This is a genomic window from Helicobacter cinaedi PAGU611, assembly GCF_000284635.1.
Classification (GTDB): Bacteria; Campylobacterota; Campylobacteria; order Campylobacterales; family Helicobacteraceae; genus Helicobacter_C; species Helicobacter_C cinaedi.
On record NC_017761.1, the window covers coordinates 1,258,183 to 1,270,997 of the forward strand.

Here is a 12,815-nt window from a genome sequence, read left to right on the forward strand (position 1 = left end):
CTATATCCTTTGTGTCAAGCGATACAATGCTGCTTTATAGGTATTTTGCAATAGTGTAGCAATTGTCATAGGTCCTACACCTCCGGGCACAGGGGTAATAAAACTTACCTTTTTAGAGACATTTTCAAAATCCACATCGCCCACAAGCACCCCAGATTCCAAACGATTAATACCAATATCCACAACAATTGCACCCTCTTTTATCATATCTGCCTTAATCAGCCCAGCCTTCCCTACACCAACGCATACAATATCCGCATTTTTGGTATAAGCACTCACATCGCGTGTTAGAATATGTGTGCAGCTTACACTCGCTCCCGCATTTAGCATTAATGCAGCCAAGGGCTTACCTACAATATTACTCATTCCTACAATCACAACATCTTTGCCACTTACATCAATATTATAATGTTTTAAAAGATTCATAACACCAAGGGGAGTAGCAGGGACAAAGCTATCAAGATTCACACTTAGTCGCCCCACATTAAAAGGGTGGAATCCATCTACATCTTTTTGCGGATTTATGGCTTCTAGCACTTTAGAAGTTTTGATATGTGGGGGCAATGGAAGTTGGACTAAGATTCCATCAATATTTGGATTTTTATTAAGAATTTCAATGACGGAAAGCAACTCATCTTCAGTGATACTTGGGGGCATTTCGTGTGTTACGGAGTAGATTCCCACACGCTTACACGCCTTAGCTTTCATCTGCACATACGCACAGCTTGCCGGGTCATTCCCCACTAAAATCACTGCCAAACCGGGCGTTATTCCCTGTTTTGCAAGATCTTGGACTTGAGTAATGAGATTTTTTTCAATATTTGCACTTAGAGTCGTGCCATCAAGTAAAGTCATTGTATTAAGCCTTTGTGATTATCATTTCGCTATTATAATACAAGATATTAAAGAAATACTATTAAGCGAGGAAATATGAGTAAAAAACTAATGCTGTGTGCTTTGATTCTAGGGAGTATAAACGCCCAAAGCAAGTTTCTCTCACAAGATGAATATGGTAAGAATCTTTATCAAAATCCGCGTGGTATCGCGTGTAGTAAATGCCACGGAGAGAGTGGAGAGCCTACCATAATAGCCCACTACAAGCATAAGGGTGTTGAAAAAACACTTCTTGCCCCGCGTATTAACAACCTTGAGTTTAGCACCTTTAGCAAAGCATTCAAAAAGCAAAAAGGCGTTATGCCTGCATACTATTTGACAGAAGAAGAGATAAAAGCCATTTATATCTACCTCTATCGTCCATAAGCACTTTTGACTACAAAAAGCGGTAAAAAAGCCAAGATTCTAAAATAACTTTAAAAAAGATAGAGGGAAAGATTCTAAAGGGATTCTAAAAAGAAAAAAGAAATCAACCCTCCCCCTTACTCAAAGGAAGAGAGAAAGGAGTGGCAAGAGTCAAGAGACTAGCTCAACTTAGTTAAGCAATCTTAGGATATTTTGCTGAATGGCATTTGCTTGAGAAAGTGCATAGCTACCAGATTGAGCAAGAATATTAAGCTTACTAAATTCTGAACTTTCAGCTGCAAAATCCACTTCGCGGATAGTAGATTCGGCTGCTTTAACATTCACTTGAGTTACTGTGATGTTATTAACCGTGCTTATCATTTGTCCTTGAACGGAACCAAGGTCAGCTCTAATCTTATCAAGCATTTTCTGTGCAGATTCTGCAATATCCATTGTTACCATAGCACCTCGCAAACTTGTTACACCAGCACCAAGATCCGCACCACCACTTGCGATAACAGCATTGTAGTTCGCACCTGAAGCAGACTTCACATCAGCATTAAACACACCTGTTATATCACGAAGATTTGCTGTTGTTTGAGCGATCTTTGTGTCATCTTTGTAACCTGTTGAGCTGATATTTGTCCCAGAGACAACAATATCTCTCGCATCAGTTCTTACAAGTGAAAGGCGTCCATAGTTTGTAGAGCCATTTTTCAAATCGTGGTTTCCATTTACCATTTCCACAGCAATATCACCTTGATTACCCACAGCACCATCAATTTTTAAATCAATACCGCGTCCATCCATGCTTCTTAGCATCAAGCGACCGAAATTATCAGTATAAGCTTCAACACCTGTATGCATTGTAGCAGCATTGAAAGCCTGAACCAAACGACCATCACTATCATTCTTCTTAATACCAATGATATCCCCAATAGAGATACCATTAATCATTACATTTGCCATACTTCCAGACTTAATAGCCTCATTAGAAGTTGTAATAGTATTAGCTTGAGCACGGATACCTGTTTTATCAGAGTTTTTGTTAATAACTTCCGCCAAAACACCAAGCCCTGTTCCTGCAGATGATGAAATTTTCACAGATTCTAAAGTAATATCATTTACACCATCAACATTTTTAAACACAACCGTTGTTTCACCAGAAGCTGTTACAAGATCACCTGTCTCAATACGCACCTGCCCAATTTTATCAGATGTCGTTGAAGCAATAGAAGCCTTGATCGTTTGATTTGAGTAAGCTCCCACTTGGAATTCTTTATTTGAGAATTGCCCTGAAAGCAACGCCATACCATTATAAGTCGTGGTATTACCGATATTATCAAGCCCCTCAATAAGTCGCTTAATATCCATTTGAATCATTGAGCGAGATTGAGTAGATTGCCCATCTTGAGCTGCTTGAACTGCCTTGGTTTTGATTGTATCAAGGATTTTGATTTGCTCATCCATCGCCTTATCCGCAATTTGGATAATCCCCATACCATCATTTGTATTTCTAATTGCTTGTCCCAAAGCACTTGCTTGTGAGCGTAAGCTATCCGCAATCGTCATACCTGAAGCATCATCTGCTGCCTTGTTAATGCGAAGACCTGAACTCAATTTTTCCATTGAATTTTTGAGGCTGTATTGAGTAAAGGTAGATTGAGCATGTGCGTTGAGCGCATTTATGTTAGTATTGACTTGAAAAGCCATAGTAACTCCTTTTTTTGTTTTTCCTTAGGCGTCCTTGCCCTTGGTTGAAAGACATATCGGCTATGTAAAAATTTTTTAAATAAAATCCGCGAGATTCTGCGTATTTTTGTTAGGAATCCTAGAATCTAAGGCGGTAGCAAGTTACTTTTAGAGACATTGAGAGCGTAAAAGAAGCAAACTTTCGCCCATAATATATAAAAATAACTTTGCCATTGCATAATTGAAGCTTAAAATAAACTTGCCTTTTAGGAGCTTTACAATGGAAGATATATTTGATCCAAAATCCTTAACAATGAGTGTGCTTGCCTCACCAAGTATGGCAAACTTTAGCGGTGTAATGCACGGCGGAGAGCTTATGAAGCTTTTAGACCAAGTAGCCTATGCTTGTGCTACGCGATATTGTGGCTGTGGTGTGGTAACTATTGGCGTTGATGGAATGGTGTTTAAAAATCCCATTCCCATTGGCTCACTTGTGATTTTTCTTGCCTCTGTGAATTATGTAGGGAGCAGTAGCTGTGAAGTGGGGATTAAAGTCATCAGTGAAGATATTAAAAACCGCTTTGTTACACATTGCAATAGTTGCTACTTTACAATGGTAGCCATTGACAAAGAGGGTAAAAAAGTCAAAATCCCTCGACTTACCCCCACCACAGAAGCAGAAAAAAGACGCTTTGAAGCAGCCAAAAAACGCAAAGAGTTTAGAGTCCAAATCAAACCTAACTGAACTTTGACAAGCCCTAAAGCAACATCAATCCAGCATTGCAGAATCTTTGGGGCAATCTCTACATTAAACTTCATTAATAATTTTATGGCTTTTCACATTCCTTTGCCTTTGCTTTCATAAGAAAATTTTCAGCCTTAGCTATACGCCCTTTAAGATAAGAGCTAAAATCAGGGAAAGATTCAAGCAGGATAGCTAAAATCGTGCTTGTGTAGGGCATTGCTTCAAATTCCTTTAATGCCTCTTCATTATTTTGAAAAATAAATCTATTAAGATGTAAATCCGAGACTTTCAAGCGAAAATACACATTGCCATCAGCCACTTGTTCTAAAAGGATTGAAGGCAAGATCTCATCTGTCATTATGCCATTTTCCTTATCAAAAAATAGGCTATACCCACACACGCCTTGCTTTTCTTGCAATCTCCCTAAACGCTCATCTATAAGTAGATTCTGCTTGTAGCACTTCCTATCTGCCACACCCACAACCATAAACCTATCAAAATCAACAAAATATTTACCCATTTGTGAGAAATCTCTCACACCAAAAACCTCCTCCATACGAATCTTAAAAAAATCTGGTGCAATGCCCTCATAGCCTTGAATCTTATACGCTTGATAAACTAAAGAGAGCATAAACTCCACATCTGCAACATCAAGGCAAAATACTTCTCTCTGCTGGGGATTCTGCTCCTTTGTCATAAGCTCGTTAATCTTTTGCATTTCTTGCGGGGATAAATCAAGGGCAATCTTTATAAATCCATATTCATCTTTAGGCTTACTCTCCACAAAGCTAATAGAACTAAAAGCTTCTTTATCGGTTTTTTCTAGCACTCCTAGCATTTCTTTATACAGATTCATATCATCTTCATTTATGACATCATCATATTGAGCGAGTTCAGTTTGAATCCTGCGTAGCAAATCCTCAAAATACTCTCTATCCTGATGTAAGCCCGATAAGATATACGCTCCTACAAACATTGAAGTGAGATAGTTTTGAAAATATGGAGGCAAAAATGTGTGTTGCTGAATCTGATAGAATTGAAAATCTTTTTGCAAATATTCTAGTGCAGTTTCTATGTTGCGTGAAACATTTTCATTTAAAAACGCAAGGGTAAGATAGTTAAGCCCATAGATGTAGTTCCCCACTTCATCTTCTTCACAAGTGTTTTTCAGCGGATTTTGTGTGATTTCTACAATCTCTTTTGCCTGTGGGCTTGAAAAGTCCCTTATTTGAAATAACTCATAGGCTTTTTGCAAACGCTCAGTCTCCGCCCCATCCATATCTCGCTCTATCTGCACTATAAATGAATATGTCAAAAGTTGCTGTAAGATTCTATCTATTGGTATTTGCCCCTGCAACGAAGTATCGCCAAATAGCTCCAAAGCCTTGTCATATAGCTCATAATGTTTAGGTGGAAGAAAATCTTTATATTGCTTAAGATAGTCTTGTGCTTCAGCCTTAAAACGCAAAGTATCCTCCAAACTCCCATCTAGAGAAGTCTCGCCCATTTGACTACATAATCCATAGAGAGTTAAAAGCCGTATTTGAATCTGATATTCTATCACTTCTGCAAGTGAGCCAGATTCTTTGGCATTCTCTTCCTGCCCTAGTAACAAATCCGTGAGACTCTGCATACTGCCTTGCCCCACCAGAAAAAGAGCTAAATCAGTATCAATCTCTAGCTCATAGGCAAGATCTATCGTAATGGCATTTTGTGCTGTCCTTTCCCGCAAATCTTTTTTTATCAAATGGAGTGTTTCAGATATTTGCTGATAAGAACCCACACCCTTATTCATTTCATAAGCTCTTTGTAGATAGCCTTTGACATTTGCAGAACTAGATAGATGTGTCCTGCTGTAATTATTTTGCTCTTTGTCCTGCAAATTTGGCTCATACACGACATAAGCTAGAATCTTATCCATAATATTTGTAAGATTAACATCATTAGATTCAAGCTCCAGCTTAGGCTTTTGTAGTAAAGACTGTGAATCTCGTGTGGTTGTAGAATCATCACTACACGCAAAAAGCATAAACACCACAAGCACAAGGCTTAAGATTCTTGATTTTCTCATTTTTACTCCTTATTTTCTAAGCTCTAGCTCAAAGCTATGCCTCTCTTCACCCACGCTCACTTCTACCTTGATAGCCCCATTTTTTAGCCTATTTGGTGCATAGAGCATAAAGCCACCCTTTGGAGCGGCGTTTGACTCTAGGGTATTTTTCCGCAAGACACTCGCAAAGATAATCGCCCTTTTTGCCCTATTCTCATCAAGCTGAATCTGCCTCTGCATTCTCTCTCGTGCGGAGATAATCATATAATCATACACATAAAATCCCCCCATATACCCACGATAGATAAAAGGTATCCCCACAGGCAGTTCAGGCATAGGAGCAGGAGGCACATACAAATGATAAGATTCTACAATACTCCCAAAGTCATAGTTATCCGTCTTAATCTCACTCTCACTTAGTGGAATAATTTCCTTATTATTTTGATAAATGCGGATATTATCCCTATCAAAAATTACAGGGTGGATAGAGAGATTTTGTGCTAAGACAAAAATAGCTAAAGGGATAGCACTTGAGCCACCAACTTTGCCTTGCCCTATCTCAAGTCGCACCTTACTTTTTTGCTTACTAGAATCTAAAATCCTTGCACCCTCATTATACAAGCTCACATTTTTAACTTCAAGGGTATAACTCGCACAAGCACTTACAAACACACCCACACAAGCAAGAGTAAAAATGAAGCTAAGCGTTGAGATTATAGACTTCAAAGCCAAATCCTAGTAATCACTCTCTTTTGCCTTTACCCCAGCGATACAAAGTAAAATCACCGAAAAGAGATTTGCCACAACTGCTCCTACAACCAACGCCGTAGCAATCTCAATATCACCAAAGACTTGCAAAAACACAAACGCAGGAATAAGATGAAAATCAGCCACCAACGAGCTTGCAAAAAGTTCAGCAGAGAGACTATTTTTCACGCCAATACGCAAAGTCGTAGCAATAAAATTAATCGCTGTTGCAATAAAAAGAATAACGATATTACTCTCATACAAAAAGCCCAAAGTAAAAGTCAAGCTCATTAAGCTGAAAAATACAAAAAATACCTTGCCCCAATCCATATTTTCTCCTTATAAACGACCTTTATAGGCGACCTTTCTCATACATCTCACGCAAACGCTTCTTTTCTTCTTTGCGTTTCAGCTTGGCTGCTTCTTTTTGGTAATACTCTTCAAGGCTAAAGCCAAACATTATAGCCAAGCGTGGTGCAAAAAAGATTGAACTACAAGTCGCCACAATCACGCCAACAAGCATAGGGAGTGAAAAACCTACAATAATCTCCCCACCAAACAAATAAAGTGTCAGCACCACAAAAAATACCGTGAGTGAGGTCAGCAAAGTGCGTGAAAGGGTGCAAGAAACCGCTTCATTAATCACATAACGCATATCTTTTTGACGCTTTATAAGCATTTGCTCACGGATTCTATCAAAAATGATAATCGTGTCATTAATGGAATACCCTATGAGTGTCAGCAAAGCCGCCAAAACATCAAGGTTAAAATCCACACCTACCAAAATCACCACACCAGATACAATAATCACATCGTGCATTAACGCCAAAACACCCGCTAAAGAGAATCGCCACTCATAGCGAAAAGAAATATAAATCATCATCGCCACAAGTGCCAAAGCAAGTGCGACAATACCATTTTGCTTTAGCTCATCACCCACCTTTGGACCAACAGAATCTAACCTTCTTAGCTCAAAATCCCCGCTTGGCTTTAAAAGCGTGATAATATCTTGTGCCATATTCTCATTTACACCTGTTGGAATATATGGAACCTTAAGTAGCACTTCTTGTTTGGAGCCAAACTCACTCACTTGCGAATTTTTAAACCGCTCATCTTTGGCAAGCAACTCTCTAATCTGTGCTAAAGGAGCATCCTTGCTATATTGCAACTGCACCACAGAGCCACCAGCAAAATCAATCCCTAGATTAAATCCTTTCACACCCAAAAGCATAAAAGAAGCCAAAATCAAAACAAGCGAGATAACAAGCCCATAGGAGCTATATTTTACAAAATCATAAACTTTTACTTTTTTAAAGACTTCCATTGTTATCCTTTTATGTTTTGCGTATGATCACTTGGTAGCTTAATCCCAAACCACAAATTGACATTACCACTTTTTATAATCCGCCCCATCATCGCCTGATAAATGCCGTGAGTGCCGACAATCGCAGTCAAAATAGACGCAGTAATTCCAATCCCCATTGTGATAGCAAAGCCCTTAATGGCTCCACTGCCAAAAGCATAGAGCAAAATCGCTGCAATAAGTGTGGTAAGGTTTGAATCAAAAATCGCCCTTGAAGCGTTTGCATAGCCCATTTCTATGGATTTAGCAATGCCAAATCCCCCGCGTAATGCCTCTCTAATTCTTTCATTAATAATAATATTTGCATCAACAGCCATTCCCACGGTAAGCACAATTCCAGCCATTCCGGGCAATGTCAAAGACGCTCCAAAACAAGCCATAACCGCAATGATTAAGATGATATTGACAAACAACGCCACAACAGCAATCACACCAGCCAAAGAGTAATATATCATCATAAAAAGCACCACCAGCACAAAACCACTAAGCAAAGCAATCAGCGATGCTTTAATAGAATCTTCTCCCAAACTTGGACCTACACTGCGTTTTTCAAGCACTTCCATAGGTGCAGGTAATGCACCACTTTTTAACGCAATGGCTAAATCTGTGGCTTCTTCTACGCTAAAGCCCCCACTAATCTGTCCGCTTCCACCACCGATACGCTCTCGTATCACAGGGGCAGAATACACCTTACCATCAAGCACAATCGCCATTCTTTTACCGACATTAGCTCCCGAAAAATCCCCAAAGATTCTAGCCCCTTTTGAATCTAAGCTAAAACTTACAATGGGCTGATTATTTTGATCAAATGCCGCCCTTGCATCTGTCAGCATTGAGCCATCAAGGATAGGCACAGCTTTAAGCAAGATAACTTGATCGCCCCTTGCTTTTTGAGATTCTATTTGGGCATTTAAACGCTCTATCTCGCTAACAAGATTCTCTTTTTTTTGTGAGCTTTTAGAATCTGTGTTGTTTAATAACTCAAGCTGGGCTTGAAGTGAAGTCAGCTGATTTTCTAGTGTTTGCAAGGCAGAATTTGCAAAAGGTAAGATAACATCATTATACTTCTGTGCTTCAAGCTCACTCATTATGCCTACTCGTGCATTTCTCTCCTCATCAACCGCCATCATCTGCAAATGTGCAGGTTTAGCGATTAAATCCCTAGCTCTTTGCTCCTCTTCCACACTCTTAATGCCCGGCAATTGCACTAAAATATTATCTTTACCCTGCTGCGTAACACTTGGCTCAGCTAATCCAAACTCATCTAAACGACTACGAATCGTGCCAATAGCTTGTTTTAATGCACTATCTTTGATTTCCTCTTGGTATTCTTGAGTAAAGCTAATAGTGTAAAAACCTTTATTCTCACTCACCTGCAAACCACTAATGGAAGAAAGGACTTTATCCATCTTTGGCTTCTCATCAGTATCTACAAGCTCAAAGCTTATGTTCCCTTCAAGCACCTTAAGGTTATCAATCAAAATATTTTCTTTTTTAGTATCAAAGACGATTTGTGAGGCAAGAGAAGAAAATCTTGCCTTAATCGCTTCATCAGTTTTTACACCAAGTAGGAGATTAAGTCCTCCTTGCAAATCAAGCCCTAAGGAAATCTTACGCCCTTGAATATCCATAAAAGAAGGCAAACACAAGGCAACGCCAAGCAGTGCTGCTACAATAAACGACCATAAATGATAATTAAAGCCTTTAGTATTTTGAGGCTGAAATGACGACTTTGCCATTTATTCTTGAGCATCACTCTCATCAAGTCTATATGCGATAAACTCTCTTGAAAGCCTTACAATCGTATCGTCATTTAAACGCACACTAAAAAATGTCTTTTCTGCTTTGACAACCTCGCAAATAAGCCCACCAGTAGTGATAATCTTATCACCCTTTTGAAGCGCATTAATCATCTCTTGATGTTTTTTGCGTTTGACATTTGCCGGACGAATAAGCAAAAGATAAAAAATCGCAATAAAAAAGACAATAGGGAGTAATGAGATAAGTGTTTCTTGCATTCCACCTTGTTCCATAGTGATCCTTTTAAGAGTAAATTAAAGTGCGGATTCTATCCAAAAATAGTTAAATTTTGGAATAGCTAAGACTTAGCCTTGCCAATTTGATGATAAACAAGCAAAAACATAGACCCAACAACCCCAGCAATACTTGAAGCAAGTAAAATTGCCACTTTTGCTACATCTGCCGAGCTTGGATCATCAAAAGCAAGATTACCTACAAACATTGACATTGTAAAGCCAATCCCTGCAAGCATTCCTGCCCCAAACATATGACTCCAAGTTACGCCCTCGGGACGCGAAGCGATTTTGAGTTTTTCACATACAAAAGTCAAGCCCAAAATACCCAAAGGCTTACCAACAACAAGTCCCAAGATAATGCCAAGCATAATATGATCAATATTAAAATTCACTTCTGCCTGTATATTTACCCCCGCATTTGCAAAAGCAAAAAGCGGCATAATAAAATACGCACACAATGGTTGCAAGGCGTGTTCTAGCCGCAAAAGTGGATTTTGCACCTTTGTAAAATCGTGCGAAAGCTCATTGATGGCACTCATCTGTTCTGTATCAAGCAAAATATTTTTTCTTTCCTTTTCCTTATCTACAAACACCTGCATAAGCTGACGCACCACTTCAATAAAGTCCTTGCTTTGAATCTTGGGCTTCACAGGGATACAAAATGCCAATGCCACAGCGGCGATTGTGGCGTGAATCCCGCCGTGATGCACACAAAACCACAAAATAATCCCAACGCCCAAATATACATCAAGTCGCCTTACCCCAAAGCGATTTAAAACCACCAAAAATGCCACAATGCCAAATGCCGCAAAAAGATAAGCAAAATGTAAGCCTTCAGGTGATGGATAAAAAACCGCAATTACAGCAATCGCTCCCAAATCATCTGCCACAGCTAAAGTTACAAGAAATACTTTCAATGCCAAAGGCACACGCTTCCCAAGAAGTAAAATCACGCCCAAAGCAAAGGCAATATCTGTCGCCATTGGAATCCCAAAGCCGTGATATGAAGGTGTGTTAGCATTCATCACATAATAAATCACACCCGGCACAACCATACCACCAATTGCCCCAATCACAGGAAAAGCCGCCTTAGCAAACCCCGATAAATCCCCAAATAATAACTCACGCTTTATCTCCAAACCCACCATAAGAAAAAATACAGACATCAATACATCATTAATCCAATCGTGAATACTAAAGCCATAAAAATGCCCAGCAAAGCTAAAGCCAAAGGGCTGCTCCCAAAAGTTTTTATATACATCAGCAAAAGGCGAGTTTGCTACAATCATCGCACTCACAGCACAAAAAAACAAAAAAATACCACTAAAAGATTCAGCACGGATAAAATTACTCAATGCTTCTGAAACTTTATTTTGTCTTGTCTGTTTTGTCATTGCTACTCCTTGCCATTAAATCATAAACTTAAATCACACTCTGCGTATCTTTGAGCCTTTGAATCTCATCATCTTTACTTGTCGCTTCTGCTAGATTCTGTTTTTCTATCGTGCTAAGATACACGGCAATCAGCCCAAACACCGCTGCAATAGATGATGCCACAAGAATGGAAATTTTAGACATATCAATACTCATCATATCATCTTTGTAAGCGAGATTTGCCACAAACATTGACATCGTAAAACCAATGCCTGACATCATACCAACAGCCACAATATGTCCGTAATTTAAATCTTTTGGACGCACAGCAAGATTTAGTCTCTCCCCTAAAAAGCAAAATAGCACAACACCTATTGGCTTCCCTACCACTAAGCCCAAAATAGTGCCAACCATCACACTATTGAGACTTATCTCAACGCCACTTTCAAGCGATACTCCTGCATTTGCAAAAGCAAAAAGTGGCACAAAAAAATACGCACATAATGGCTGCAGGGCGTGTTCTAATCGCAAAAGTGGATTTTTAGCATAGCTGGAATATGTCCCTATGGTATCAAGCATATGCACAAGCTGCGAAGTTTTTACCATATCAATCTTTTTTTCCACATCTTGTGTGCCAAACACAAAGTTTTTGATATTTTTAAAACTCCCTTTCCAAAATCCAAGCTTTTCTGTCTCATTTGTATGAATCACATCATTCCACTCATTTGTAGCCGTTTTCATCTTATCAAACTCTTTGAGCATATTGACAAAATATCGCTTATTCACACGCGTTCGCCCCGGAATCGCCATAGCCAAAATGACCGCAGCAATCGTTACATGAATCCCACTATGATGCACACAAATCCACAGCAAGATTCCAACCAAAAAATATAAAGACAAATGCTTTGTATCGCGGTAATTAAGATAAACTAGCACAACTACAAGTGCTAAAGAAGCATAAATCCACTCTAAATGAATCGTATCCGAATAAAAAATCGCAATGACAGAAATAGCACCCAAATCATCTGCCACAGCTAAAGTTACAAGAAATACTTTGAGAATCTTTGGCACCCTATGACCAAGAAGCATAACAAGCCCCAAAGCAAAAGCTGTATCCGTGCTCATCGCTACACCAAAGCCATTCTCATAAGCTGTGCCAAGATTAAAATACAAATAAATCATTACAGGACATATAATCCCCCCAAAAGCTGCCAAAAATGAAAAACTTACCTTTTTAAATCCCGCAAGCTCTCCATAAAGCATTTCACGCTTCATCTCCAAGCCCACAAGCAAGAAGAAAAATGACATCAGCACATCATTAATAAACTCTTGCACATTAATCTTAATATCAGAATCCCCAAAAAAAGCCCCAAACTCCGTATGAAAAAACTCAAAATATATCTCCGCATAAGGCGAGTTTGCCACAAGCATAGCCACAACCACACAAAACGCAAGCAAGATTCCACCAAAAGACTCGTGCTTAATAAAGGCGTTGAGATTCTCCTGCAATTTATCTTTAACATACGAATGTTTGCTAGGCTTTAATTTTGGCATAGAATCTCCTCCAAA

The 12,815-nt window shown here is 39.1% G+C and carries 12 protein-coding genes; 2 read left to right on the top strand and 10 right to left on the bottom strand.

Annotation, left to right across the window (positions count from 1 at the left end):
* Positions 1–855: a bifunctional methylenetetrahydrofolate dehydrogenase/methenyltetrahydrofolate cyclohydrolase FolD gene (gene folD / locus HCN_RS06295; RefSeq protein WP_014667578.1), complete on the bottom strand. Its 855-nt coding sequence runs from the start codon at positions 853–855 to the stop codon at positions 1–3.
* A gap of 75 nt (positions 856–930) precedes the next feature.
* Here folD and HCN_RS06300 point away from each other — a divergent pair, with 75 nt between their 5' ends.
* The gene (locus HCN_RS06300) at positions 931–1,260 is read left to right on the top strand and encodes a c-type cytochrome (protein ID WP_014666923.1); all 330 of its coding nucleotides are present in this window, start codon (positions 931–933) and stop codon (positions 1,258–1,260) included.
* A 168-nt stretch (positions 1,261–1,428) separates the two neighbouring features.
* On the opposite strand, the gene HCN_RS06305 is transcribed toward HCN_RS06300, so the two are convergent.
* Positions 1,429–2,952, bottom strand: a complete 1,524-nt coding sequence (locus HCN_RS06305; protein ID WP_002956366.1) for a flagellin A — start codon at positions 2,950–2,952, stop codon at positions 1,429–1,431.
* A 259-nt stretch (positions 2,953–3,211) separates the two neighbouring features.
* Here HCN_RS06305 and HCN_RS06310 point away from each other — a divergent pair, with 259 nt between their 5' ends.
* On the top strand, positions 3,212–3,676 hold the full coding sequence (locus HCN_RS06310; protein ID WP_014666924.1) for an acyl-CoA thioesterase: 465 nt from the start codon (positions 3,212–3,214) through the stop codon (positions 3,674–3,676).
* Between the two features lie 82 nt (positions 3,677–3,758).
* Here the strand turns inward: HCN_RS06310 and HCN_RS06315 are convergent, their stop codons facing one another.
* From HCN_RS06315 to nhaA (HCN_RS06350), 8 genes are all read right to left on the bottom strand, one after another.
* Positions 3,759–5,747, bottom strand: coding sequence for a hypothetical protein (locus HCN_RS06315; RefSeq protein ID WP_014666925.1), 1,989 nt, complete (start codon positions 5,745–5,747; stop codon positions 3,759–3,761).
* 9 nt (positions 5,748–5,756) lie between these two features.
* Positions 5,757–6,452 carry a hypothetical protein gene (locus HCN_RS06320; RefSeq protein ID WP_014666926.1) on the bottom strand — a complete coding sequence of 232 codons (696 nt, stop codon included), beginning with the start codon at positions 6,450–6,452 and terminating at the stop codon, positions 5,757–5,759.
* Between the two features lie 9 nt (positions 6,453–6,461).
* Positions 6,462–6,803: a DUF6394 family protein gene (locus HCN_RS06325; RefSeq protein WP_002956362.1), complete on the bottom strand. Its 342-nt coding sequence runs from the start codon at positions 6,801–6,803 to the stop codon at positions 6,462–6,464.
* A gap of 22 nt (positions 6,804–6,825) precedes the next feature.
* Positions 6,826–7,797 carry a protein translocase subunit SecF gene (gene secF / locus HCN_RS06330; RefSeq protein ID WP_014666927.1) on the bottom strand — a complete coding sequence of 324 codons (972 nt, stop codon included), beginning with the start codon at positions 7,795–7,797 and terminating at the stop codon, positions 6,826–6,828.
* 2 nt (positions 7,798–7,799) lie between these two features.
* Positions 7,800–9,575 carry a protein translocase subunit SecD gene (gene secD, locus HCN_RS06335; protein ID WP_002956360.1) on the bottom strand — a complete coding sequence of 592 codons (1,776 nt, stop codon included), beginning with the start codon at positions 9,573–9,575 and terminating at the stop codon, positions 7,800–7,802.
* Complete coding sequence (gene yajC / locus HCN_RS06340; protein WP_002956359.1) at positions 9,576–9,869, bottom strand: preprotein translocase subunit YajC; 294 nt, start codon at positions 9,867–9,869, stop codon at positions 9,576–9,578.
* Positions 9,870–9,934: 65 nt separating this feature from the next.
* Positions 9,935–11,266 (bottom strand): sodium/proton antiporter NhaA, encoded by a 1,332-nt coding sequence (gene nhaA, locus HCN_RS06345; RefSeq protein ID WP_002956358.1) that lies wholly within the window; start codon positions 11,264–11,266, stop codon positions 9,935–9,937.
* A gap of 28 nt (positions 11,267–11,294) precedes the next feature.
* Positions 11,295–12,800 (bottom strand): Na+/H+ antiporter NhaA, encoded by a 1,506-nt coding sequence (gene nhaA / locus HCN_RS06350; RefSeq protein WP_014666928.1) that lies wholly within the window; start codon positions 12,798–12,800, stop codon positions 11,295–11,297.
* Positions 12,801–12,815: the final 15 nt, after the last annotated feature.

Bases quoted from the DNA above. Each gene is read 5' to 3' on its own strand.
- secD (WP_002956360.1), bottom strand. From the start codon at position 9,575: ATGGCAAAGTCGTCATTTCAGCCTCAAAATACTAAAGGCTTTAATTAT.
- secF (WP_014666927.1), bottom strand. From the start codon at position 7,797: ATGGAAGTCTTTAAAAAAGTAAAAGTTTATGATTTTGTAAAATATAGC.
- HCN_RS06315 (WP_014666925.1), bottom strand. From the start codon at position 5,747: ATGAGAAAATCAAGAATCTTAAGCCTTGTGCTTGTGGTGTTTATGCTT.
- yajC (WP_002956359.1), bottom strand. From the start codon at position 9,869: ATGGAACAAGGTGGAATGCAAGAAACACTTATCTCATTACTCCCTATT.
- HCN_RS06310 (WP_014666924.1), top strand. From the start codon at position 3,212: ATGGAAGATATATTTGATCCAAAATCCTTAACAATGAGTGTGCTTGCC.
- HCN_RS06325 (WP_002956362.1), bottom strand. From the start codon at position 6,803: ATGGATTGGGGCAAGGTATTTTTTGTATTTTTCAGCTTAATGAGCTTG.
- folD (WP_014667578.1), bottom strand. From the start codon at position 855: ATGACTTTACTTGATGGCACGACTCTAAGTGCAAATATTGAAAAAAAT.
- nhaA (WP_014666928.1), bottom strand. From the start codon at position 12,800: ATGCCAAAATTAAAGCCTAGCAAACATTCGTATGTTAAAGATAAATTG.
- HCN_RS06300 (WP_014666923.1), top strand. From the start codon at position 931: ATGAGTAAAAAACTAATGCTGTGTGCTTTGATTCTAGGGAGTATAAAC.
- HCN_RS06305 (WP_002956366.1), bottom strand. From the start codon at position 2,952: ATGGCTTTTCAAGTCAATACTAACATAAATGCGCTCAACGCACATGCT.
- nhaA (WP_002956358.1), bottom strand. From the start codon at position 11,266: ATGACAAAACAGACAAGACAAAATAAAGTTTCAGAAGCATTGAGTAAT.